The organism is Dactylosporangium sp. NBC_01737, assembly GCF_035963215.1.
Classification (GTDB): Bacteria; Actinomycetota; Actinomycetes; order Mycobacteriales; family Micromonosporaceae; genus Dactylosporangium.
Map to the genome: position 1 here is coordinate 12,844,478 of NZ_CP109153.1, position 21,076 is coordinate 12,865,553.

Sequence of the window (21,076 nt, forward strand, 5' to 3'; positions counted from 1 at the left end):
GCCTCACAGCTCGATCCGGTCGCGGCGGGTGATGCGCAGCGAGACGAACGCGACGGACAGGGTCAGGAAGAACATCGCGACCCCGATGGCGGAGGCGTAGCCGAACTTGGACTCGTTCATGGCGTCGCCGTAGAGCCGCAGTCCGATGACGTCGGAGCTGTTGCCCGGCCCGCCGTCGGTGATGATCTGCACGATGGCGAAGGCGTCGATCGCCAGGATCGCGAGGTACACCCACGCCACCTGGATCGTGTCCCACACCAGCGGCACGGTGATCTTGCGCAGGATCTCGCCGCGCTCGGCGCCGTCCAGCATCGCCGCCTCGTAGAGCTCCCTGGGGATCGACTGCATGGCGGCGTTGAACAGCACGACGTAGAAGCCGACGTTGCTCCACACCATGACCGCCAGGACGCACCAGAACGCCAGGTCCGGGTCGCCGAGCCAGGGTTTGGCGAGGCCGTCCAGGCCGATCGCGCGCAGGAAGCCATTGAGGATGCCGCTGCGCGGCGCGTACACCTCCTTCCAGAGCACGCCGATGATCGCCACCGACAGCACCTGCGGGAAGAAGTACACGATGCGGTAGAAGGCGGCGCCGCGCACGCCGCGCACGCCGGCTTTACCGGACCGGCCGCCGACGGTGAGCATCGAGGCGAAGAACAACGCCAGCACGATCGTGATGATCGGCAGTGCCACGAGGATGATGGCGTTGTTCTTCAGCGCGTTCCACACATAGTGGTCCTGCAGGAGCCGGCGGAAGTTCTCCGGCCCCACGTAGTCGTACGTCGGCGACAGCCCCCGCCAGTTGGTCAGCGAGATCTGGAACGCCTGCAGATACGGCGAGATGACGAACACGGCGTACAGCGCCAGCGGCGGTACGAGGAACGTGAGCACGAACAGGCGCCGACCGTGCCGCATCGCATCAGCTCCGCTTGTACTTCGTGATCGAGGTGTCCTTGGCGATCTCGTCGGCGCCCTTCTGGCACGCCTCGACGAACTGCGCCGCGTTGATCCGCTTGGTGAACAGGTCGCCGCAGGCCGCGTCGACGAGGTTGCGCTCCAGGCGGCGGTAGAAGGAGTTGTACACCCAGTTGAAGCCCTTGTCGCCGGACGCCTTGAGCGCCTTGGTGACGCTGGTGAGCCCCGGCGGCAGCTCGACGCCCTCCTCGGCGCCCGCGACGCAGGTCAGGCTGGAGGTCTTGCGGGTGAAGTCCGCGGCGCCCTTCTTCGACAGCATGATGCGCATGAGCTCCATGCCGCCGTTGGCGTTCTTCGCCTTCGCCGGGACGATGTACGGCTCGCCGGCGGTCCCGCGCAGCGCCTCGAACGGCAGCTTGTCGCCGCTGCTCAGGCTCGGGGTCGGCGCGACGGCCATCTTGAACGCGGGCGGCGTGACCTTCTTCTGCTCGCTCTCCAGCCACGAGCCGCAGGAGATGAAGACGGCCTTGCCCTGCGACCACTCGGTCTGCGACTGGATGTGGTCCAGGCCCTCGGAGCCCGGCAGGATGTAGCCGTCGACGGCCAGCTGCGAGTACGCCTCGGCGGCGGCCTTGATCGCGTCGTGCTTCCACGCGTTGGGTTCGAGGTTGTCGATGGCGAGCAGGATCTCAGGACCGGCCATCTTGGCCGCCGCCGACAGGATCAGCCAGCTCATGTACCGCGGGTGCTTGCCCTGGTACGTCCACGGCGCGATGCCGGCGGCCTTGATGGTCTTGCACAGGGCGATCATCTCGTCCCAGGTCTTCGGGTACTGCCAGCCCTTGTCTGCGAGGAGCTTCTCGTCGTACCAGACGCCGTACGCGGTGTAGGCGTAGTTGAGCGAGAACACCTTGCCGTTGTAGGTGCCCGGCAGCAACGACCCCGGCAGCAGCGTCTGGCGGACCGTCTTGCCGGCGATGTCGAGGCTCGGCGCGTCCAGCAGCGGGGCGAGGTCGGTGAGCGCGTTCTGCGAGACGAGGCCGTTGAAGTCGATCTGCGCCGAACCGGAGTTGTTGACCATGTCGGGCGGGCTGCCGTCGACGAACCGCGGCTGCAGCGTCTTGCTGATCTCCTGGGTGGCGGAGTGCTTGATCTCCGCCTTCGGGTACTTCTCCTTGTACATGGCCTCGTGGGCCTTGGCGTAGTCCTCGCCGAAGCCACCGTTGAAGATGACAACCTCGAGGGCGGCGTCGTCCTTGACACCGAGCGGGTTGGTGTTGGTCTTGTCACCCTGCTCGGTCTTGGTGTCCCCGTCGTTGCCGCCCGTGGCGCAGGCGCCCAGCACGGCCGGGGCGGTGGCCAGCAGCCCGGCGGCGGCCGCCGTCTGCAGGACGCCCCTGCGGGTCAACGTGTTCATCCGTCGTGCTCCTTCGTGGGGGTCGAGGGGCCGCTCGTTGCTGACGAGAATGAAGGTTTCCAACGGAAGTTTCAAGAGTCGGAAGATTCCTGCCAGGTGGCCTTCCGGGCGTGCCGGCGGGCGTGAACGAGCCCTTCGGCAGACGTGTCCACCTGCGCATATCCGCCGGAACGGCGGCGCGTACCGATGGGCGGGCACGCCCGCGGACCTCGGGAAATATTGACGAAATCGTTGCCGGAATATGAACGGGCGGCCCTACCCAGTGCTCGTGAGCCGTGCATGCACCGCGTCGCTGACCGGCTTGCCGGTGTACGCGGCGATGGCGAGGGCGGCGGCACCGGCGGCGCCGTCGCGGGCCTCGGCCGGTTCGATCGCGAACCGTTGCCGGATGCCGGTGCGGACCAGGCCGGCGACCGGGCCCGCGGTGAGCAGCACCGAGCCCGCCAGGACGATCGCGGCGCCGTCCGGCTGCCCGCCACCGCGGGCGACGACGTCGAGCGCGTGCAGCAGGTGAGCGGCGGCGGCCGCGACGATCTGGCCGGCCACCTCGTCACCCTCCTCGGCGGCGGCGCCGACGAGGGGCGCGAGCAGGCCGAGCGTCGCCGGCGGCCGGCGGTAGGCGACCCGCACCAGGGCCTGCGCGTGCTCGTCCGGGTCGCCGCGCCCGACGACGTCGTGCGGAACCGGATCGCCAGGGGTGCGGTCATGGCGGCCGTGACCGGGTCGGTGAGCAGCGTCGCCGGGCCGCGCCCGTCGAGCGCGCGCAGCACCGCCCGCAGCGCCTCGCGGCCCAGCCACACCGCCGAGCCCTCGTCGCCGAGCAGCCACCCGTAGCCGTCGCAGCGGCGGTAGGGCACGCCGTCGCGGAACGCCATCGCCGCGGCTCCGGTGCCGGACAGCAGCAGCAGGCCCTCCCGCCGCCCGGTGCCGGCGGCGAAGGCAACCTCGAGGTCGGTGACGCTGCGCGGCTCACCGGTCAGGCCGGCGGCACGCCACGCCTCCGCGGCGGCCGCCATCGCATCGGCCCGCCCGGCCGATGCCGCACCGGCCGCGCCGATCACGCCCGCCGCGACGGCCGCCGGGTCGAGCCCCTCCAGGGCCATGCGCAGCGCGGCGTGCAGGGCGTCGGCCGGGCGGCCACCGCTGGAGTTCTGGTTCGCGCCTGCCGCACGCCCACGCCCCAGCACCGTCCCATCGACGGTGCTCACCAGGCAGCGGGTGCTGGTCGCGCCCGCGTCCACGCCGACGACCAGGGGTACGCGCACCCGAACACCGTACTGCATTGACGAAAAGGTCGGGAGAACGGAAACTTTCCCACATGAAGGTGAGCCGGCAGTCCGCCGAGGGCGGCGCCACGTCCACCGCGGTGAAGGTCCGAGGGCTGCTGCCCTCCCTTTCCCCGGCGGAGCAGCGCGTCGGACGGATCATCGCCGACGAGTCCGCCACCGCCGCCCAGCTGACGATCACGGAGCTGTCGAAACGCGCCGAGACGTCCGAGACGACGGTCATCAGGTTCTGCCGCGCCATCGGGTTCTCAGGGTACCCGGAGCTCCGGCTCAGGCTTGCGGCGGAAGCCGGGCGGGCCCTCGACGACGGCGGCGCCGGCGAGGAGCCCGGCAGCGACATCAGCCAGACCGACGACCTCGCGACCGTCGTGAAGACCATCGCCTTCGCCGACGCCCGGGCCGTCGAGGACACCGCCGCCCAGCTCGACCTCGAGATCCTGCAGCAGGTCATCGACGCCGTCGCCAAGGCCCGCCGCGTCGACATCTACGGCGTCGGCGCCAGCGCGTTCGTCGCCCGCGACTTCCAGATGAAGCTGCACCGGGTCGGCCTGGTCGCCTACGCGTGGTCGGACCTGCACCTGGCACTCACCAGCGCCGCCCTGCTCGACGAGCGCGACGTCGCCATCGGCATCTCCCACACCGGCACCACCATCGACACGATCGAGACGTTCAGCGAGGCCGGCCGCCGCGGCGCCACCACCGTCGCGCTCACCAACTTCCCCAAGTCGCCGATCACCCGCATCGCCGACCTGACCCTGACCACCGCCGCCCGCGAGACCACCTTCCGCTCCGGCGCGATGGCCAGCCGGCTCGCGCAGCTCACCGTCGTGGACTGCGTGTTCGTCGGCGTCGCCCAGAAGACCTATGCACAGACGAAGGCGGCGGTGGAGAAGACCCGCGAGGCCGTCCGCAGCCGTCGGGTGCGACCGGAACGAGGCCCCTGGTGACCGTCCCTCCCCCGATCGCACCGACGGAGGAACGCAACGCGCGGACCCATCAGATCGACCGGCTGCCGACCCTGCGGATCCTCGAACTCATCAACGCCGAGGACTCGACCGTCGCCACCGCTGTCGCCGCCGTGCTCCCCGACCTCGCCGAGGCCGTCGACCACAGCGTCGACGCGCTGCGCTCCGGGCACCGCCTGCACTACTTCGGCGCCGGCACCTCGGGGCGCATGGCCGTCCTCGACGCGACCGAGCTGCGCCCCACGTACGGCGTCGAACCCGGCTGGGTCGTCGCCCACATCGCCGGCGGCACCCGCGCGCTCACCGACGCCGTCGAGGCCGCCGAGGACGACGCCGAGGCCGGCGCCGCCACCGCCGCCGGGGTGCTCACCGCCGGCGACGTCGCGTTCGGCATCACCGCCAGCGGCGGCACCCCCTTCGTCGGCGGCGCGCTGCAGGCCGCCCGCGACCGCGGCGCCCGCACCGTCCTGCTCTCCGCCAACCCGAAGGCCACCCTCGCCGCCCACGCCGACATCCACATCGCCGTCGACACCGGCCCCGAGGTCATCACCGGCTCGACCCGGATGAAGGCCGGCACCGCCCAGAAGCTCGTCCTCAACGCCCTGTCGACCGCCGTGATGATCCGGCTCGGCCGCACCTACTCGAACCTGATGACCGACATGGTCGCCAGCAACGCCAAGCTGCGGGTGCGGCAGGTCCGCATGCTGGTGCAGGCGACCGGCCTGCCCGCCGACACCTGTCAGACCGCACTCACCGCCGCTGGCGACGAGGCGAAGGTGGCCCTGCTGACCCTGCTGACCCGCGCCGACGTCGACCAGGCCCGCCGTGCCCTGCGCGCCGCCGGCGGCATCGTCCACCAGGCTCTGCACGCGGTCCGCTGAGTCTCAGGATGCCGGTGTACGGGGCAGCCCGGCGCCGGACCCCGGACGCGGGAGGACCCCCACGGCGAGATGCCGGGCGCTGAAGCGCGTGAGCGCGGGCGGCGTCACCGCCGTACCCACGAGATCGACGACAACGAGATCCAGCCGTTCGAGCACCGGGATGATCGCATCGGTGACCGGCGTGCCACGCAGGCTCAGGCGCATCAGTCCCGTCATGGATTCCAGGAGCCGCTCCACGTCCCGGTCCGTGCCGCCGGCGAGGTGCAGCCCCAGCCGCTCCGGGCGCGCCTCGAGCGGTGCCCGGCCGGCGACCGTGGCGGCGGTGAGGCTCAGCGCCCGCACCGGCGGCGCGAAGGGCCCGTCCAGCCACAGCGGCCCTTCGGCGCGCAGGTCCATTGTGGACACATCGGGAGCGGCGGCGGCGAGCTCCCGCTGCCCCCACGGGCGCGGCGGCAGGTTCGTCAGCGTCAGCTCCCGCAACGCCTCGAGCGGCCCGCCGTCGACCCGGAAGCCGTCGGGCGCCGCCACGTGCAGGACCCGCAGTCTGGGGAAGCGACGCAACGCCGCGGGAACCCCGCCGCCGGCGTGGTGTTCGAGGATCTCCAGGTTGGGCAGGTCCGGCAGATCCGGCGTCTCGCCGTCGCCGGTCATCACCCGCAGCGCCCGCACCGCGCCGCCGACGACCGCCAGCCGGCGCACGTCCGCCCGGTCCCAGCACTCGCTGATCGTGTGGATGCTGAACGGGGTGCTGTCGGTGCCGAACGGCCGCGGCGGTGCGTGCACGGTGAACGGCGGCTCCCGCCCGGCGTCGCGGAGGAACAGGTCCTCGTCGTCGGTGAACCGGCCGGTGCCGGTCACCTCGACGACCGTCGCGTCGCCGGTCTCGCCGACGACCCCGACGCCGACGACGTGCGGGACGCGACCGCCGCGCCACAACTCGCCGACCGCGGTCTGCGCGTCGCAGCGGTGCAGCGTCACGGCACGGCCGCCGGGCTCGTCCCACGGCGCGTCGATCCGCAGCCGGAAGACCAGCCGCTCCGGCAGCCGCTCGATCACCACCGGCCGGGCGAGCTCCCGTGCGGCCGCGGCCGACCGTGCGAACCGGCCGGCGAACTCATCCCTGTCCACCGGGCCAAGCTACCGGTTCCGCGCCATTCCGTATCCGCCCGGAAAATGGGTTGGCCACGGCGGCGCGGGCGCTTATCGTTGAATGCACAAGACAACGACACCACCCGATCAACAGGAGCCACGATGAGGAACTGGACCGCCACGCAGACCCGGCAACTGCCGGCGTTTGCCGCTGCGCTGCCCACGACCCGAGTCGCGGCGGCCCACCCGCACAGCATGCCGGCCATGCGCACCGCGGGACGGTGGAGAGGCTAGAGAATCAGCCTCCTCGACCGCCCGCCCCGCACAGGGACCGGGCGGTTTTTCATTTCCCATAGGGGTGTAGCTCAACTGGTTGAGCGTCGGTCTCCAAAACCGAAGGCTGCAGGTTCGAGTCCTGTCACCCCTGCGCACCACCATGCCCCAGCACGCTGCGGGCACATGGCTCCACATTGAAAACTCCACAGCGGATGGCATTTTCGGGAACGACCGGCTTGGTGACCGGACCTGGTTTGGGGCCAGGAAGCGCGGGGTTCGATTCCCCGGTTCCCGACGTGTTCCATGGGGTTGTAGCTCAGTCGGTAGAGCGTCGGTGCGGCAGACCGAAGGCCCGGGGTTCGATTCCCCGCTTCTCCACGCAGGTCCTTTTGGCGTAAGTGGTAGCGCGGCTGGTTGAAGCCCAGCGGGTCCCGGTTCGAGTCCGGGTGAGGACACCGGGCCGTTGGGAGCTCGGCTAACGGCAGGCCGCGAGGTTTTGGTCCTCGCTGTGGGGGTTCGAGTCCTCCGCTCCCAGCTTTCACATGCCGACGTAGCTCAGTCTGGTCAGAGCGCTGTCCTGGTACGACAGAGGTCACCGGTTCGACTCCGGTCTTCGGCTCCACTCACCTTTGCCAATGCAGCACGACTGGTCGTGCATCCGTTTCGTAATCGGAAGGTAGTCGGTTCGAGTCCGACCGTTGGCTCTGGGCTGAGCACTGGTGTGCAGCGTCGCTTTGCAAGCCTCGCCTGCTCGGTTCGATCCCGAGTCGGTCCACGCAGTACATACCCGGGTAGCCCAATGGGAGAGGCGTCGCGCTCAGATCGCGGAGGTTCAGGGTTCGAATCCCTGGTCGGGTACGCAGGAAACCAGCCCCTGTAGCTCAATGGATGAGCAGCAGTCTACGAAGCTGTGGCATGCGAGTTCGACTCTCGCCAGGGGTACGCAACGGGTTGTAGCGCAGTTTGGTAGCGCACTGCGTTCGGGACGCAGGGGTCGTGGGTTCAAATCCCGCCAGCCCGACTTTTGTATGCGCCGATAGCTCAGCGGCAGAGGCAGCCGGCTCTTACCCGGCGGGTCGAGGGTTCGAGTCCCTCTCGGCGTACTGAACGATTGACCTCATGAGCCGGAGGCGCCGTTCGAATCGGACACACGCCATGCCTGTGTAGCTCAATTGGAAGAGCGCCTGTCCTACAAACAGGATGTTGGGGGTTCGAGTCCCTCCGCGGGCACGCAAGAAATGCATGGCGTTCGTGGTGTACCGGATGTGCACGCCAGGTCGTGGCCCTGGTGGTTCGGGTTCGACTCCCGACGATCGCCCTGATGCCGTCCGCTGTGGAGCACCGTGGGTGCGGGCGCTGGCTGCCCGGCCGCTGCTCATAACGGCGGTGTGCCCGGATCGACACCGGGACCCACGACCGGTACGCGACACAGATGGTACCGATCGGTTCGATCATACGCTACGGTAGGTCGAACCGATCGGTACCATCTGCGCGGAGGCGGACTTGCGAACACGGTGGCGGTCCGCGGGGCTGGCGCTCGGCACGGCGTCCGCGCTGGGGCTGGCGCGCTTCGGGCACGGGCTGTTCGTGCCCGCGATGCGGGAGCGGCTCGGCTGGAGCCTCGCGGAGGCCGGCGGGCTGACCACCGCCAACAGCGTCGGCTACCTGCTCGGCGCGGCCGTCACCGCCGGCATCGCCCGCCGGATCGGGCCGGCGCGGACGTTCCGCGCGGGCATGCTGCTCACCGCCGCGTCGCTGGCCGGGACCGCCGCGACCGGCCGCTATCCGCTGCTGCTGGCCGCCCGCGCGCTCGGCGGGCTCGGCGGCGCCCTGGTGTTCATCGCGGGCGCGGTCCTCGCGGCACGGCTGAGCGCGACGGCCCGCTCGATCGCCCCGGTCACCGTCTACTACGGCGGCACGGGCCTCGGGGTCGTGCTGACCGGCGGCACGGTGCCGGTGCTGTTGGACGGGCACCGGAGCGGTGGCCGCTCGGCTGGGCGCTGCTCGCCGCCGCCGCCGCGCTCGCCGCCGCCGCCAGCTGGCGCGCCGCCGGGGCGGCAGGCGCACCCGCGGGAAGACCCTCGGGCGGCGGTCCCGTGCAGTGGCGCCTGTCGGTGGTGTACGTCATGTTCGGCGCGGGCTACATCGCGTACATGACGTTCCTGTCGACCTGCCTGGCGTCCCGGCACGCGTCGCTCGGGCTCGTCTGTCTCACGTGGACGGTGCTCGGTCTCAGCGCCATGGCCGCGCCGGTGCTGTGGAGCCGCCCGATCGCGGCGTGGCCCGGCACGCAGGCCCTGGCCGTGCTCCTCGCGACGGTCGCGGGCGCCGCCGCACTGCCGCTGCTCAGCTCCGCGCCCCTTGCCGTCGGCGGGTCCGCGGTGCTGTTCGGGTCGGCGTTCATGATGGTCCCCGCGGCCGTCACGGCCCTCGCCGCCGCGGCCCGCCCGCCCGGCGGGGCGACCGGCCTGATCGCCGCGCTCACCGTGCTCTTCGCGGCCGGCCAGTCCGCCGGCCCGTGGGCGTCAGGCTGGCTCGCCGACCGCACCGGGCCCGCGGCAGCCCTCTGGTGGGCCGCAACGCTGTGCGCCGCTGCCGCCCTCCTCGCCGCCACCGGCAGCCGGCCGCCTCATCGCCGCGCCGGCCGCGCCGCGCCACCGGCAACCGGCCGCCTCATCACCGCGCCGGCCGCGCCGCGCCACCGGCCTGAGCACGGCCCGGCCGGGGCGCCACGCGATCCAGGCGAGCCTGGAACCTTCACGGGACCGGCACAGGTCCTCCCCGAGCCGGCCCCCGTCGCGCCCATATGGTGCCTTCATGATCGATAACGGGCGCCCGTCGCCGTTCAGCGGATTCTGGGCCTGCCTCGCCGGCGGCGCGGCCATCGCGGCGCTGCTGCTGTACCTCGACCCGGTCGTGCGCTCCGAGGACTGCCCCAACTACGGCGGCAACGGCAACGCCAGCGCGTTCGACGATCCCGGCTGGGACCTGGGGCTGATGATGCTGCTGATCGGCTGGATGGCCGCCGTCCTCGTGGAGCAGACGCTGCCGCGGACCTGGCGGCACCGCAGCAGAGCCGGCGCGGCCGGGCGGGCGGTCGCCGCGCTGCTGCTGGTCGTCGCCAGTTCGTGCGGCCTGTTCCTCAACGTCGCGGTGCTCTGCCACTGACGAGCGGGCGCGGCAGGTCAGGGCCGGGCGCGCAGGCGGCGCAGCATGCGGGCGTCCTCGAACCCGGCGGCCCGTGCCGCGGCCTCGACCGTGGCGCCGTGCCCGATGAGGTGTTCGGCGCGCTCCAGGCGCAGCAGCTGCTGGTACCGCAGCGGCGTCAGCCCCGTCGCGTCGCCGAAGGCCCGGGTCAGGGTGCGTTCGCTGACGCCCGCGGCGAATGCGAGGTCGCGCAGCGGCAGCCGGTCGGTGAAGCGGGCGTCGATGAGGTCCTGGACGCGGTGGACGACGTCGGACAGGTGCGCCCGGTGCCGGAGCATGGCGCTGTCCTGGGGTTCGTCGCCGTTGCGCCGGGCGTAGACGACCATCTCGCGGGCGATCTGCGCGGCGAGGCCGGGGCCGTGCCGGGTCGCGACGAGGTGCAGGGCGAGGTCGATGCCGCTGGCGATGCCGGCCGAGGTGACGACCCGGTCGTCGATGACGAACAGGACGTCCTTGAGGACCTTCGCGCGGGGGTACCGCGACGCGAGCCGGTCCTGCAGCAGGTGGTGCGTCGTGCAGCGGCGCCCGTCGAGCAGGCCGGCCTGCCCGAGCGCATCCGCCCCGGAGCAGACGCTGGCGCAGGTGCCGCCGGCGGCGTGGTGGGCGCCGAGCCAGGCGCGCGCCGCCGCGCTGAGCCGGCCGTTGTCCGGGAACCCGTGGCTGCGCCAGCCGGGCACGACGACGAGATCGGCCGCGTCGAGGGCCGGCAGCGGGCCGGTGCGGCGGAACGAGACCCCCTGCGCGGAGGGCACGTCGTCCTGCTCGGCCACGTAGTGCAGTGCGTAGTCCAGGCCGAAGTCGCGGGCCGTGGAGAAGACCTGGGCCGGCCCGGCCAGGTCCAGCAGGTGCAGCTGCGGCACGAGCAGGAAGACGACCTTCATCAGCCGATGAGCTCCTTGACCGTGGCGATCGTGGCGAAGCGGCCGGCGAGGGCGTACTCGGTGCGGGCGATGACGTCGTCCGTGGACAGGGTGCGGGGGCTGGCGAGGATCTCGTCGTAGGGCAGGTGCTTCTCGTCGCGGTGCGGGATCGGGAAGGTGGCGGTGGCCTCGGTGACGAACGTGACGTCGTAGCCCAGGTCGCCGGCGACGCGGGTGGTCGTCTCGCAGCACAGCTCGGTCTGGATGCCGGTGACGATGAGGTGGCGGATGCCCTCGGTGGTGAGCAGCGCCTGCAGGCCGGTGGTGGTGAAGGCGTTCGCGGAGGTCTTCGTGAAGACGGGCTCGCCGGGCAGCGGTTCGAGGCCCTCGATGGGGCGGACGTGGCCGTTGCGGGGGTCGAAGACGTTGTCGACCTCGTGGTGCAGGACCCACACGATCAGGTCACCGCGGGAGCGGGCGGCGTCGATCAACGGGTTGACCGTCGCGACGATGTCGGGGTTGGAGACGGCGGCCCAGCTGGGGCGCTGGCGGAAGGACTCCTGGATGTCGATGACGAGCAACGCGCTTCTCATGCCGTCGATCCTGCGCCGTCGACGGTCTCCGCGACAGGCACCGCCTGGCCGGAGGCCGGACCGATCCGGTCACGTGCCGACAGGCGAAGGCTCATCCAGTACAACACGAGCAGCAGCAACGCCAGGGCCAGCAGGGTGGAGCCGAGGACGTTGACACCGGCACGGGTGAGCAGGACGCCGATGGCGGTCGGGACGAGGGCACCGCCGAGACCGGCACCGGCGATCTGCAGCCCGATCGCCCGGTCGGCGTGTGCGGCGCCGACGCGTTCGGCGGTGGTGAGCGTGAGCAGCGGGAAGACGGGTGCGGCGGCGAAGCCGATCAGGCCGAGGCCGGCGACGGCGAGCCAGCCGGGGCCGGGCAGCGCGACCAGGAACGCGCCGGCGGCCATGCCGAACAGGCAGCCGGCGATGACGCGGGACACGCCGAGGCGGTCGGCGACGGCGCCCTGCACGACCCGGCCCAGGAACAGCATGGCCCAGTAGCCGGACACGCAGATGCCGGCGACCGCGTCGCTGACCCCGCGACCCTCGGTGAGCAGCAGGAACGCCCACAGCCCGGCGCCGGCCTCGACGGCCACGTAGACGCCGAAGGCCACCACGCCGAGCCACACCGCGGGCAGTTTGAGCGTGTCGCGGCCGCGCTGCGGCGTCTCGTGGACGGGCACCGGCGCCCGCCCCCAGCTGCGGGCCTTGGTCACGAACGACAGGGCGAGGCACAGCTGGGCGGCGGCGACGAGGGCGTACCCGAGCCGCCACGGCGATCCGGCGCTGATGACCGAGGTCATGATGAGCGGGCCGATGGCGACGCCGAGCCCGAAGCAGGCGTGCATCCAGTTCATGTGGCGGGCGTTGAAGTTCGTGGCGGCGTAGGCGTTGAGCCCCGCGTCGATCGCGCCGCCGCCGAAGCCGCCGAGCAGGGCGCACGGCACGATGAACCACAGCCCCGGGGCGAGGGAGTACCCGGCCAGGGCGAGGCTCGTCGCGGCGGTGCTGGCGGCGAGGAGCCAGCCGACGCCGACGCGGGCGAGCAGGAAGCCGGCGGCGACGCTGGAGGTGAGGTAGCCGGTGGTCGCGGCGACGAGCAGGTAGCCGACCGACTCGGTCGGCACGTCGAAGGTGCCGGCCATGAAGGGCCAGCCGACGCCGAGGAGGCCGTCGGGCAGCCCGAGGCTGATGAACGCGAAGTAGGCCAGCACGAGCAGCGACGTTCTCACCGCGACGATCTTACGTGTTCCATCATCCGGGAAGTGGCTCCCAATATTAGAGACGGAAATATTAGAGTCTGGGACATGGCCAACAACGTCTACACCCACGGACACCACGAGTCGGTCCTGCGCTCCCACCGCTGGCGCACCGCCGGGAACTCCGCCGCGTATCTGCTGCCGGCGCTGCGGCCCGGCATGAGCCTGCTCGACGTCGGCGCCGGCCCCGGCACCATCACCGCCGACCTGGCCGCCGTCGTCACCCCGGGCGAGGTCACCGCCCTGGAGGCGACCGCCGAGGCCCTGGAGGTCACGAAGGCGGGGGTGCGGGGCGTCACCTACACCGTCGGCGACGTCCACGCCCTCGACTTCCCCGACGACACGTTCGACGTGGTCCACGCCCATCAGGTCCTGCAGCACGTCGCCGACCCCGTCCAGGCGCTGCGCGAGATGCGCCGCGTCTGCAGGCCCGGCGGCTACGTGGCGGCCCGTGACAGCGACTACGCGGCGTTCACCTGGTTCCCGCGGGTGCCGGAGCTGGACGAGTGGATGGCGCTGTACCAGCGGATGGCCCGCGCCAACGGTGGCGAGCCCGACGCCGGCCGCCGCCTGCTGTCCTGGGCCCGGGCCGCGGGCTTCACCGACGTCACGGCGACGTCGAGCACCTGGTGCTTCGCCGACGAGGAGGACCGCGCCTGGTGGGGCGGCATGTGGGCGGACCGCGTGCGCACCTCGGCGATGGCGGCGCAGGCGCTCGCCAGCGGGGTGACGCAGGAGGACCTGCAGCGCCTCTCCGACGGCTGGCGGACCTGGGCCGCCTCCCCCGACGGCTGGCTGTCCATCCTGCACGGCGAGATCCTCGCCCGCCCATGATCTAGGCTCGGCCGGTGGAACGACCGCTCGTGACCGTGTGCCGGGACTGCTGCTGTGGTTCGGCGCGCAAGCATCCCGGCGTCGACCACGCCGGGCAGGTGGCGCGGCTGCGCTCGGCGCTGGGGCTCACCGGCGTGCGGGTCAGCGGGTGCCTCGACGCGTGCGAGCGGTCCAACATCGTGGTCGTGCACCCGACCCCGGCCGCGCGGCGGGCCGGGGCGCGGCCGGTCTGGCTGGGCTATGTCCTGGACGACGCCGTCATCGGCGACCTGACCGCCTGGGTCGAGGCGGGCGGGCCGGGGGTCGCGGCGCTGCCGGAGATCCTGGAGCTGTACCTGACGAAGGCGCCCGCCGGTCAGGGGTAGCGGCGCGGGGTGAACACCACGGGGACCCCGTCGCCGCGGTCCAGGGCGCGGGTCTGCGACGAGCCGATGATGAGCAGCGTCCGCATGTCCACCTCGGACGGCTCCAGGTCGGCGAGGCGCACGACCCTGACCCGCTCCCCCGGCCCGCCCACGTCGCGGCCCAGCACCACCGGGGTGTCCCCCGACCGGTGCCGCAGCAGCACCTCCTTGGCCGCCTCGACCTGCCAGGTGCGGCTCTTCGAGCCGGGGTTGTAGACGGCGATGACGAGGTCGGCGCCCGCGGCGGCCTCGAGGCGGGCCGCGATCACGTCCCACGGCTTCAGCCGGTCCGACAGCGACAGCACGCAGAAGTCGTGGCCGAGGGGCGCGCCGACCCGGCTCGCCACCGCCTGCGCCGCGGTCAACCCGGGCAGGACCCGGACGGGGACGTCCTTCCAGCGGGGTTCGGCGGCGACCTCCAGGACCGCGGCGGCCATCGCGAACACGCCCGGGTCGCCGGAGGACACGACGGCGACGCGGCGGCCGTCCTTGGCCAGTGCCAGCGCGAACTCGGCCCGCTCCGCCTCGACCTTGTTGTCGGAGGCGTGCCGGCGCTGCCGCGGGTTCGCCGGGATCCGGGCCAGGTACGGGCCGTAGCCGACGAGGTCCTCGGCGGCCTCGACCGCGGCGTGGGCCTCCGGCGTGAGCCAGTCCCGGCCGGCGGGCCCGAGCCCGACGACGACGACCTCGCCGGTGGCGTCGGCCGGGGCCGCGGCCCGCAGCGCCGAGGCGGTCTTCTCGTGGACCCGGCTCGGCAGCAGCGCCAGGGAGAAGTACGGCACGTCGGCGGGGTCCACTGTGGACAGCGGCGCGACGCGTTCCCGGTCGGTGGTGGCGCGCTCGACGTACCAGGCGTCCTGCAGCCGGCCGGCCCGCTCCAGGGCGTCGCGGACGGTGCCGAACGTGCGGCCCAGCTTCATGACGGCGGCCGAGTCGGTGGCCGCGAGGCGCTCGGCGAGGACGTCCGCCGGCAGGGTGCCGGGCAGCACGGTGAGGATCTCGTCGCGCTCGACGAGCGGCCGGCCCAGCACCGCCGACGCGCCGGCGACGGAGGTGACGCCCGGCACGACCTCGGTCGGGTACCGGTGCGCCAGCCGCTTGTGCATGTGCATGTAGGAGCCGTAGAAGAACGGGTCGCCCTCGCAGAGCACGACCACGTCGCGGCCCGCGTCGAGGTGCGCGGCGAGCCGGGCCGCCCACGCGTCGTAGTGCTCCTCGATGACCGTGCGGTAGTCGCCGATCTCCTCGGTGGTGACCGGATAGACCAGGGCCTCCTCGATCTGGCCTTCGCGCAGGTACGGCGCCGCGATCGACCTCGCGATGCTGCGTCCGTGGCGGGCGCTGTGGAACGCGACCACGGGCGCGGCGGTGACGAGCCGGGCCGCCTTCACCGTCATCAGCTCCGGGTCGCCCGGTCCGAGACCTACGCCGTACAGCCGCCCCGTCACCCCTGCACCGTCCACTGTGGTCATTCCTTCTCGTCCGCGATCGCGTTGACGGCGGCGGCCGTCATCGCGCTGCCGCCACGGCGGCCGTGCACGACCAGGTGCGGCAGGTCCGACGCCGCCAGGGCCGCCTTCGACTCGGCCGCGCCGATGAACCCGACGGGGATGCCGAGCACCGCCGCCGGTCGCGGCGCGCCCGCCTCGATCATCTCCAGGAGCCGGAACAGCGCCGTCGGCGCGTTGCCGACCGCGACGACGGCGCCGGCGAGGCGCTCGCCCCACAGTTCGAGGGCGGCGGCGCTGCGGGTCGTGCCGAGCTCGGCGGCGAGCGCCGGCACCCGGGGGTCGCGCAGGGTGCACAGGACCTCGTTGTCGCGGGGCAGTCTCGCCCGGGTCACGCCGGAGGCGACCATCTGCGCGTCGCAGAGGATCGGGGCGCCGTCGCGCAACGCCGCGCGGGCGAGGCGGACCACATCGTGGCTGTAGCCGACGTCGGCGGCCAGGTCCACCATCCCGCACGCGTGGATCATGCGGACGGTGACCTGGGCGACGTCCGCGGGCAGGCCGGACAGGTCGGCCTCGGCCCGGATCGTCGCGAACGACCGCCGGTAGATCTCCGCGCCGTCCTTGACGTAGTCGTACGCGGTCACGAGACCACCAGGTAGCCGTCGGCGGTCGCGAGCATCTCCACGTGCCTTCCCTTCGGTGCGCCGCAGCGCCGTTCGCAGCCGACCCAGTGCACGGGCAGGTCCCCCGGCACCGTGCCCGCCTCGACGGCCGCGCGGGCGTCGGCCCGCACGTCGGCGAGGGCCTTGGCGCAGCCGGGCCGGCCGGCGCACGCGGTGACCCCGGCCCACGGGGAGGCGGGGTCGGTGCCGAGCCCCGCCGCCGTCAACAGTGCCTCGACGGGTCCAGCTTGTGCGACGGACACGTCCGGCACGACGACGGTCCGCCACGGCGTGACGATGATCTCCCCCGGCGCGGCTTCCACGAGCGCCGCGGACTGTGCCTGGGTGAGCAGCCCGAGGGGGACGACGACGGTCAGCGCGGCCAGCCCGCCGGTCTGCGGCGTCCACCCGACCACCGGGCCGGCGCCGCGGTGGACGAGCCCCGGGCCGGCACCGCGGTGGACGAGCCCCGGGCCGGCGCCGTCGTGGACGGCCCCAAGGCCGCAGGAGGCGCCGAGCCGCGCCGCGACCCGCGCCGGGCCGTCGGTCAGCTCCGCCAGGCGCCACGCCGTGCCGCCCTGCTCGGCCCGCTCGGCCAGGAACGCCCTGGTGGCCCGGATCAGCAGGTCGGCCGGGTCGTCCCCGCCGCAGGACGTCATCGTGCCGGCCAGGGTGAGGCGGTCGCCGTGCAGGCCCACGTCGCCGCCGAGCGCGGTCACGTCGCCGCGCCCGTCGTCGACGGTGACCAGGAACCGGCCGGGAAGTGCGGCCAGGGCGGGGTCGGCGCACAGCAGGGCGTCGTACGCGGCCACCACCGGCCGCACGTCCAGCGCGCCGAGGCCGTCGCGGCCGCTGAGCGGGCTGGCGATGATGTTGCGGACCCGCTCGTGCGTGTCCGACGGCAGCAGCCCCACGCCGGACAGCCGCGCGGCCAGCTCCACCTCCGCACCCGGCCGCAGCGCCCTGACCTGGATGTTTCCCCGAGACGTCAGCTCCAGCGCCGGGTCGCCGAGGTCGAGCGCCGCGCGGCGGAGCACGGCGAGCGCGTCCACGCCCAGCCTGCCGCCGGGCAGCCGGACCCGGGCCAGGCCACCGTCGGCCGCCGCATGGACCTGCACGGCGCCCGGGCACCGGTCCGGAGCGTCGCGTCCACTGGCAGCCTGCACGGGCCGGATACTACTGCGCAGCACCTCGCTTGACTCAAGACAGCGCTGTCCAGGAGAGTTGGCGGTGCTGTACGGCGACGTGTGGAGGAAGCCGGTGTCAATCCGGCGCGGTCCCGCCACTGTGACCGGGGAGTGGACCTCCGACGACGGCCACCGGGTGACACACCCGGGAAGGCCGGAGGCGAGCGCCGATCCGGGAGCCAGGAGACTCTCCGACGCCGGACCTTTCCCGACCGACTTGGGGCGCGGACCCCGAGGGAGGACCCTGGCGTGATCCTGCTCCTGTCGACGTCCGACACCGACCTGCTCAGCGCCCGCGCGAGCGGCGCCGCGTTCCGGCTGGCCAACCCGTCCCGCACCGCCGTGGAGGACCTGCCGGCCCTGGCCGAGGGCGCCGACCTGGTCGTCGTGCGGTTCCTGGGGGGCTACCGCGACTGGCAGGAGGGCTTCGACACGCTGCTGCGGCTGCCCCTGCCCGTGGTCCTGCTCGGCGGCGAGCAGCTGCCCGACGCCGAGCTGATGTCGCACTCGACGGTGCCCGCCGGGGTCGCCGCGGACGCGCACAAGTACTTCACCGAGGGCGGCCCGGCCAACCTGGGTGAGCTGCACAACTTCCTGTCCGACACGATCCTGCTGACCGGGCACGGGTTCGCGCCCCCGGCGACGACCCCGACCTGGGGGCCGCTGGAGCGCCCCGCAAAAGCTGACGGCCCGACGGTCGCGGTCATCTACTACCGGGCGCACCACCTCGCCGGCAACACCGCGTTCGTGGAGACGCTCTGCGAGGCGATCGAGGACGCCGGCGGCCGGGCGCTGCCCGTGTTCGCGTCGTCGCTGCGCACCGCCCCGGCGGAGCTGCTCGACACGCTGCGGCAGGCCGACGCGCTCATCGTCACCGTCCTCGCCGCGGGCGGCACCCGCCCCGCCGACGCGCAGGCCGGCGGCGAGGACGAGGCGTGGGACGTCGGCGCACTGGCCGCGCTCGACGTGCCGATCCTGCAGGGGCTGTGCCTGACCAGCGCCCGCGACACCTGGGACGCCAACGACGACGGCCTGTCGCCGCTGGACACCGCCACGCAGGTCGCGATCCCCGAGTTCGACGGCCGGATCATCACGGTGCCGTTCTCGTTCAAGGAGGTCGACGCCGACGGGCTGACCGTCTATGTCGCCGACCCCGAGCGGGCCGGCCGGGTCGCCGGGATCGCCGTCGGGCACGCCCGGCTGCGGCACCTGCCCGCCGCGCAGCGCAAGGTCGTGGTGATGCTCAGCGCATACCCGACGAAACACGCCCGGATCGGCAACGCCGTCGGCCTCGACACGCCCGCGAGCGTGGTCCGGCTCCTCGACGCGATGCACGCACAGGGGTATCAGGGCGCGGACGGCTTCCCGAAGGACGGCGACGCGCTCATGCACACGCTCATCGCCGCCGGTGGGCAGGATGTCAACTGGCTCACCGAGGACCAGCTGCGGGGCAACCCGATCAGGATCTCCGCCGGCCGCTACAAGGCCTGGTTCGCCACGCTGCCGGCCGACCTGCGCGCCTCGATGGAGCGGCACTGGGGCCCCGCGCCCGGCGAGCTGTTCGTCGACACGTCCCGCGACCCGGACGGCGAGATCGTGCTCGCCGCGCTGCGCGAGGACAACGTGGTGGTCATGGTGCAGCCGCCGCGCGGGTTCGGGGAGAACCCCGTCGCGATCTACCACGACCCCGACCTGCCGCCCAGCCACCACTACCTGGCCGCGTACCGGTGGCTCGCCGACGAGTTCGGCGCGCACGCGGTCGTGCACGTCGGCAAGCACGGCAACCTCGAATGGCTGCCCGGCAAGACCGTCGGGCTGTCCGCGTCCTGCGGCGCCGACGCGGCGCTGGGCAACCTGCCGCTGATCTACCCGTTCCTGGTCAACGACCCCGGCGAGGGCACCCAGGCGAAGCGCCGGGCGCACGCGACCCTCGTCGACCACCTGATCCCGCCGATGGCGCGCGCGGACTCCTACGGTGACATCGCCCGCCTCGAGCAACTCCTCGACGAGCACGCGACGATCGCGGCCCTCGACCCGGCGAAGCTGCCCGCGATCCGCGCCCAGATCTGGACGCTGATCCAGGCCGCCCGCCTCGACCACGACCTGGGCCTGGCCGACCGGCCCGGCGAGGACGGCTTCGACGAGCTGATCCTGCACATCGACGGCTGGCTGTGCGAGATCAAGGACGTGCAGATCCGCGACGGGCTGCACGTGCTCGGGGTGGCGCCGTCGGGTGAGGCCCGCGTCGACCTGGTCCTGGCGATGCTGCGGGCCAGGCAGATGTGGGGCGGCACCGTGGCCGCGCTGCCCGGTCTGCGTGAGGCCCTCGGCCTGACCGAAGGCGACTCGGGTCGCGTGTCGGTCGACGAGGCGGAGACGCAGGCCCGCGCGCTGGTCGCCGAGATGGAGTCGCGAGGCTGGCCAACGTCCGACATCTCGGATATTTCGGATTCGCCGGATGTGGTACGGGTGCTGGAGTTCGCGGCACGGGAGATCGTGCCCCGGCTGGCGCGCACCACGGACGAGCTGACGATGGTGCTGCACGCCCTGGACGGCGGCTACGTCCCGGCCGGCCCGAGCGGCTCGCCGCTGCGCGGCCTCATCAACGTCCTGCCGACCGGCCGCAACTTCTACTCCGTGGACCCCAAGGCCATCCCGAGCCGGCTCGCCTGGGAGACCGGTCAGGCGATGGCCGACTCGCTGCTCGCCCGCTACCGCGCCGACCACGGTGCCTGGCCGCGGTCGGTCGGGTTGTCGATGTGGGGCACCAGCGCCATGCGGACCGCCGGCGACGACATCGCCGAGGCCCTGGCCCTGCTCGGCGTCCGCCCCGTGTGGGACGACGCGTCCCGCCGGGTCGTCGACCTCTCCCCCGTCGACCTCACGGAGCTGGGCCGCCCCCGCATCGACGTCACCATGCGCATCAGCGGCTTCTTCCGCGACGCGTTCCCGCACGTCGTGGCGCTGCTCGACGACGCCGTGCAGCTGGTCGCGAGCCTGCCGGAGTCCGACGAGGACAACTACGTGCGCGCCCACGTCACCGCGGACCTCGCGCTGCACGGCGACGCCCGGCGCTCCACGCTGCGCGTCTTCGGCTCGAAGCCGGGCGCGTACGGCGCCGGCATCCTGCCCCTCATCGACAGCCGTAACTGGCGCGACGACGCCGACCTCGCCGAGGTCTACGCCGTCTGGGGCGGCTACGCCTACGGCCGCGGCCTCGACGGCCTCCCCGCCCGCGGCGACATGGAGGGCGCCTACAAGCGCATCAGCGTCGCGGTCAAGAACACCGACACCCGCGAACACGACATCGCCGACTCCGACGACTACTTCCAGTACCACGGCGGCATGATCGCCACCGTCCGCGCGCTCACAGGCCGGGCCCCGGCCGCGTACGTCGGCGACAGCACCAACCCCGACGCCGTGCGCACCCGCACGCTGAGCGAGGAGACCGCCCGCGTCTTCCGCGCCCGCGTGGTCAACCCCCGCTGGCTCGCCGCGATGCGCCGCCACGGCTACAAGGGCGCCTTCGAGCTCGCCGCCACCGTCGACTACCTGTTCGGCTTCGACGCCACCGCCGGCGTGGTCGCGGACTGGATGTACGAGAAGCTCGCCGAGGCCTACGTCTTCGACCCCGAGAACCGCAAGTTCCTCGACGAGTCCAACCCGTGGGCCCTGCACGGCATCACCGAACGCCTCCTGGAGGCCGCCGACCGCAACCTCTGGGAGCATCCCGAGGAGGCGACGCTGGACGCCCTGCGCCAGGTGTACCTGGAAACCGAAGGCGACCTCGAAGAGGGTAACTAAGGCACCG

Annotated in this window: 18 protein-coding genes, 11 tRNA genes, 2 pseudogenes and 1 riboswitch; of the genes and pseudogenes, 20 read left to right on the plus strand and 11 right to left on the minus strand. The window is 72.8% G+C overall.

Annotated features, from left to right (window positions below; genetic code table 11):
- Positions 1-3: 3 nt before the first annotated feature.
- The 3 genes from OHA72_RS59230 to OHA72_RS59240 all read right to left on the minus strand — a co-directional run bounded on the left by OHA72_RS59230 (position 4) and on the right by OHA72_RS59240 (position 2,959).
- Complete coding sequence (locus tag OHA72_RS59230) at positions 4-912, minus strand: carbohydrate ABC transporter permease (protein WP_327004873.1); 909 nt, start codon at positions 910-912, stop codon at positions 4-6.
- Between the two features lie 4 nt (positions 913-916).
- Positions 917-2,329, minus strand: a complete 1,413-nt coding sequence (ngcE, locus tag OHA72_RS59235; RefSeq protein WP_327004874.1) for an N-acetylglucosamine/diacetylchitobiose ABC transporter substrate-binding protein — start codon at positions 2,327-2,329, stop codon at positions 917-919.
- Between the two features lie 255 nt (positions 2,330-2,584).
- The gene (locus OHA72_RS59240) at positions 2,585-2,959 is read right to left on the minus strand and encodes a hypothetical protein (protein ID WP_327004875.1); all 375 of its coding nucleotides are present in this window, start codon (positions 2,957-2,959) and stop codon (positions 2,585-2,587) included.
- Positions 2,960-2,971: 12 nt separating this feature from the next.
- Between OHA72_RS59240 and OHA72_RS59245 the strand changes: the two genes are divergently transcribed.
- A complete protein-coding gene (locus OHA72_RS59245) occupies positions 2,972-3,163 on the plus strand; it encodes a hypothetical protein (protein ID WP_327004876.1) in 192 nt (63 codons plus the stop codon).
- Here OHA72_RS59245 and OHA72_RS65415 read toward each other — a convergent pair.
- A pseudogene (locus tag OHA72_RS65415) lies at positions 3,100-3,612 on the minus strand (BadF/BadG/BcrA/BcrD ATPase family protein); the annotation flags it as partial. The gene OHA72_RS59245 and the pseudogene OHA72_RS65415 sit on opposite strands and share 64 nt — an antisense overlap.
- A gap of 35 nt (positions 3,613-3,647) precedes the next feature.
- Here OHA72_RS65415 and OHA72_RS59250 point away from each other — a divergent pair.
- Entirely contained in the window at positions 3,648-4,562 is a 915-nt protein-coding gene (locus tag OHA72_RS59250) for a MurR/RpiR family transcriptional regulator (protein WP_327004877.1), read from the plus strand.
- Positions 4,559-5,461 (plus strand): N-acetylmuramic acid 6-phosphate etherase, encoded by a 903-nt coding sequence (gene murQ, locus OHA72_RS59255; RefSeq protein WP_327004878.1) that lies wholly within the window; start codon positions 4,559-4,561, stop codon positions 5,459-5,461. The genes OHA72_RS59250 and murQ overlap by 4 nt, the downstream gene beginning before the upstream one ends.
- Positions 5,462-5,464: 3 nt before the next feature.
- Here the strand turns inward: murQ and OHA72_RS59260 are convergent, their stop codons facing one another.
- Complete coding sequence (locus OHA72_RS59260) at positions 5,465-6,589, minus strand: hypothetical protein (protein ID WP_327004879.1); 1,125 nt, start codon at positions 6,587-6,589, stop codon at positions 5,465-5,467.
- 315 nt (positions 6,590-6,904) lie between these two features.
- Between OHA72_RS59260 and OHA72_RS59265 the strand changes: the two genes are divergently transcribed.
- The 14 genes and pseudogenes from OHA72_RS59265 (at position 6,905) to OHA72_RS59330 (ending at position 9,994) form a co-directional block, all read left to right on the plus strand.
- A tRNA-Trp gene (locus OHA72_RS59265) sits at positions 6,905-6,977 on the plus strand.
- Positions 6,978-7,131: 154 nt separating this feature from the next.
- A tRNA-Ala gene (locus OHA72_RS59270) sits at positions 7,132-7,204 on the plus strand.
- 5 nt (positions 7,205-7,209) lie between these two features.
- Positions 7,210-7,281: transfer RNA gene (locus tag OHA72_RS59275), tRNA-Phe, on the plus strand.
- 9 nt (positions 7,282-7,290) lie between these two features.
- Positions 7,291-7,361: transfer RNA gene (locus OHA72_RS59280), tRNA-Gln, on the plus strand.
- A gap of 9 nt (positions 7,362-7,370) precedes the next feature.
- A tRNA-Thr gene (locus OHA72_RS59285) sits at positions 7,371-7,448 on the plus strand.
- A gap of 9 nt (positions 7,449-7,457) precedes the next feature.
- Positions 7,458-7,530 (plus strand) — tRNA-Thr (locus OHA72_RS59290).
- A gap of 81 nt (positions 7,531-7,611) precedes the next feature.
- A tRNA-Leu gene (locus OHA72_RS59295) sits at positions 7,612-7,684 on the plus strand.
- Between the two features lie 12 nt (positions 7,685-7,696).
- A tRNA-Arg gene (locus OHA72_RS59300) sits at positions 7,697-7,768 on the plus strand.
- 5 nt (positions 7,769-7,773) lie between these two features.
- Positions 7,774-7,847, plus strand: a tRNA-Pro gene (locus OHA72_RS59305).
- 9 nt (positions 7,848-7,856) lie between these two features.
- Positions 7,857-7,929 (plus strand) — tRNA-Lys (locus tag OHA72_RS59310).
- Between the two features lie 54 nt (positions 7,930-7,983).
- Positions 7,984-8,056, plus strand: a tRNA-Val gene (locus OHA72_RS59315).
- A gap of 366 nt (positions 8,057-8,422) precedes the next feature.
- Positions 8,423-8,734: pseudogene (locus OHA72_RS59320) on the plus strand (MFS transporter); the annotation flags it as partial.
- Between the two features lie 92 nt (positions 8,735-8,826).
- Positions 8,827-9,654: a YbfB/YjiJ family MFS transporter gene (locus tag OHA72_RS59325; RefSeq protein ID WP_327011885.1), complete on the plus strand. Its 828-nt coding sequence runs from the start codon at positions 8,827-8,829 to the stop codon at positions 9,652-9,654.
- Positions 9,644-9,994 (plus strand): hypothetical protein, encoded by a 351-nt coding sequence (locus tag OHA72_RS59330; RefSeq protein ID WP_327004880.1) that lies wholly within the window; start codon positions 9,644-9,646, stop codon positions 9,992-9,994. The genes OHA72_RS59325 and OHA72_RS59330 overlap by 11 nt, the downstream gene beginning before the upstream one ends.
- A 17-nt stretch (positions 9,995-10,011) precedes the next feature.
- Here the strand turns inward: OHA72_RS59330 and OHA72_RS59335 are convergent, their stop codons facing one another.
- From OHA72_RS59335 to OHA72_RS59345, 3 genes are read right to left on the minus strand one after another with little or no spacing between them, the layout of a single operon-like run.
- Positions 10,012-10,914: a GlxA family transcriptional regulator gene (locus OHA72_RS59335; RefSeq protein ID WP_327004881.1), complete on the minus strand. Its 903-nt coding sequence runs from the start codon at positions 10,912-10,914 to the stop codon at positions 10,012-10,014.
- On the minus strand, positions 10,914-11,486 hold the full coding sequence (locus OHA72_RS59340) for an isochorismatase family protein (RefSeq protein WP_327004882.1): 573 nt from the start codon (positions 11,484-11,486) through the stop codon (positions 10,914-10,916). Before OHA72_RS59340 ends, OHA72_RS59335 begins: the two co-directional genes overlap by 1 nt.
- On the minus strand, positions 11,483-12,700 hold the full coding sequence (locus OHA72_RS59345) for an MFS transporter (RefSeq protein ID WP_327004883.1): 1,218 nt from the start codon (positions 12,698-12,700) through the stop codon (positions 11,483-11,485). Before OHA72_RS59345 ends, OHA72_RS59340 begins: the two co-directional genes overlap by 4 nt.
- Before the next feature lie 75 nt (positions 12,701-12,775).
- Here OHA72_RS59345 and OHA72_RS59350 point away from each other — a divergent pair, with 75 nt between their 5' ends.
- Positions 12,776-13,561 carry a methyltransferase domain-containing protein gene (locus tag OHA72_RS59350; RefSeq protein ID WP_327004884.1) on the plus strand — a complete coding sequence of 262 codons (786 nt, stop codon included), beginning with the start codon at positions 12,776-12,778 and terminating at the stop codon, positions 13,559-13,561.
- 29 nt (positions 13,562-13,590) lie between these two features.
- Positions 13,591-13,926 (plus strand): hypothetical protein, encoded by a 336-nt coding sequence (locus OHA72_RS59355; RefSeq protein WP_327011886.1) that lies wholly within the window; start codon positions 13,591-13,593, stop codon positions 13,924-13,926.
- Here OHA72_RS59355 and OHA72_RS59360 read toward each other — a convergent pair.
- Genes OHA72_RS59360 through OHA72_RS59370 form a run of 3 tightly spaced genes read right to left on the minus strand, consistent with a single transcriptional unit; the run spans position 13,917 to position 17,244 of the window.
- Positions 13,917-15,437: a precorrin-2 C(20)-methyltransferase gene (locus OHA72_RS59360; RefSeq protein ID WP_327004885.1), complete on the minus strand. Its 1,521-nt coding sequence runs from the start codon at positions 15,435-15,437 to the stop codon at positions 13,917-13,919. The two genes, OHA72_RS59355 and OHA72_RS59360, sit on opposite strands and share 10 nt — an antisense overlap.
- Positions 15,434-16,060, minus strand: a complete 627-nt coding sequence (locus tag OHA72_RS59365) for a precorrin-8X methylmutase (RefSeq protein WP_327004886.1) — start codon at positions 16,058-16,060, stop codon at positions 15,434-15,436. The genes OHA72_RS59360 and OHA72_RS59365 overlap by 4 nt, the downstream gene beginning before the upstream one ends.
- The gene (locus OHA72_RS59370) at positions 16,057-17,244 is read right to left on the minus strand and encodes a ferredoxin-like domain-containing protein (RefSeq protein WP_327004887.1); all 1,188 of its coding nucleotides are present in this window, start codon (positions 17,242-17,244) and stop codon (positions 16,057-16,059) included. The genes OHA72_RS59365 and OHA72_RS59370 overlap by 4 nt, the downstream gene beginning before the upstream one ends.
- 45 nt (positions 17,245-17,289) lie before the next feature.
- A riboswitch (cobalamin riboswitch) is annotated at positions 17,290-17,475 on the plus strand.
- Positions 17,476-17,514: 39 nt separating this feature from the next.
- Between OHA72_RS59370 and cobN the strand changes: the two genes are divergently transcribed.
- On the plus strand, positions 17,515-21,069 hold the full coding sequence (gene cobN, locus OHA72_RS59375; RefSeq protein WP_327004888.1) for a cobaltochelatase subunit CobN: 3,555 nt from the start codon (positions 17,515-17,517) through the stop codon (positions 21,067-21,069).
- The last annotated feature ends 7 nt before the right edge of the window (positions 21,070-21,076 follow it).

What these genes read in the sequence shown, in the direction of transcription:
- OHA72_RS59230 (WP_327004873.1), bottom strand. Translation starts at nt 912, where the DNA reads ATGCGGCACGGTCGGCGCCTGTTCGTGCTCACGTTCCTCGTACCGCCG.
- ngcE (WP_327004874.1), bottom strand. Translation starts at nt 2,329, where the DNA reads ATGAACACGTTGACCCGCAGGGGCGTCCTGCAGACGGCGGCCGCCGCC.
- OHA72_RS59250 (WP_327004877.1), top strand. Translation starts at nt 3,648, where the DNA reads ATGAAGGTGAGCCGGCAGTCCGCCGAGGGCGGCGCCACGTCCACCGCG.
- OHA72_RS59330 (WP_327004880.1), top strand. Translation starts at nt 9,644, where the DNA reads ATGATCGATAACGGGCGCCCGTCGCCGTTCAGCGGATTCTGGGCCTGC.
- OHA72_RS59335 (WP_327004881.1), bottom strand. Translation starts at nt 10,914, where the DNA reads ATGAAGGTCGTCTTCCTGCTCGTGCCGCAGCTGCACCTGCTGGACCTG.
- OHA72_RS59340 (WP_327004882.1), bottom strand. Translation starts at nt 11,486, where the DNA reads ATGAGAAGCGCGTTGCTCGTCATCGACATCCAGGAGTCCTTCCGCCAG.
- OHA72_RS59350 (WP_327004884.1), top strand. Translation starts at nt 12,776, where the DNA reads ATGGCCAACAACGTCTACACCCACGGACACCACGAGTCGGTCCTGCGC.
- OHA72_RS59360 (WP_327004885.1), bottom strand. Translation starts at nt 15,437, where the DNA reads ATGACCACAGTGGACGGTGCAGGGGTGACGGGGCGGCTGTACGGCGTA.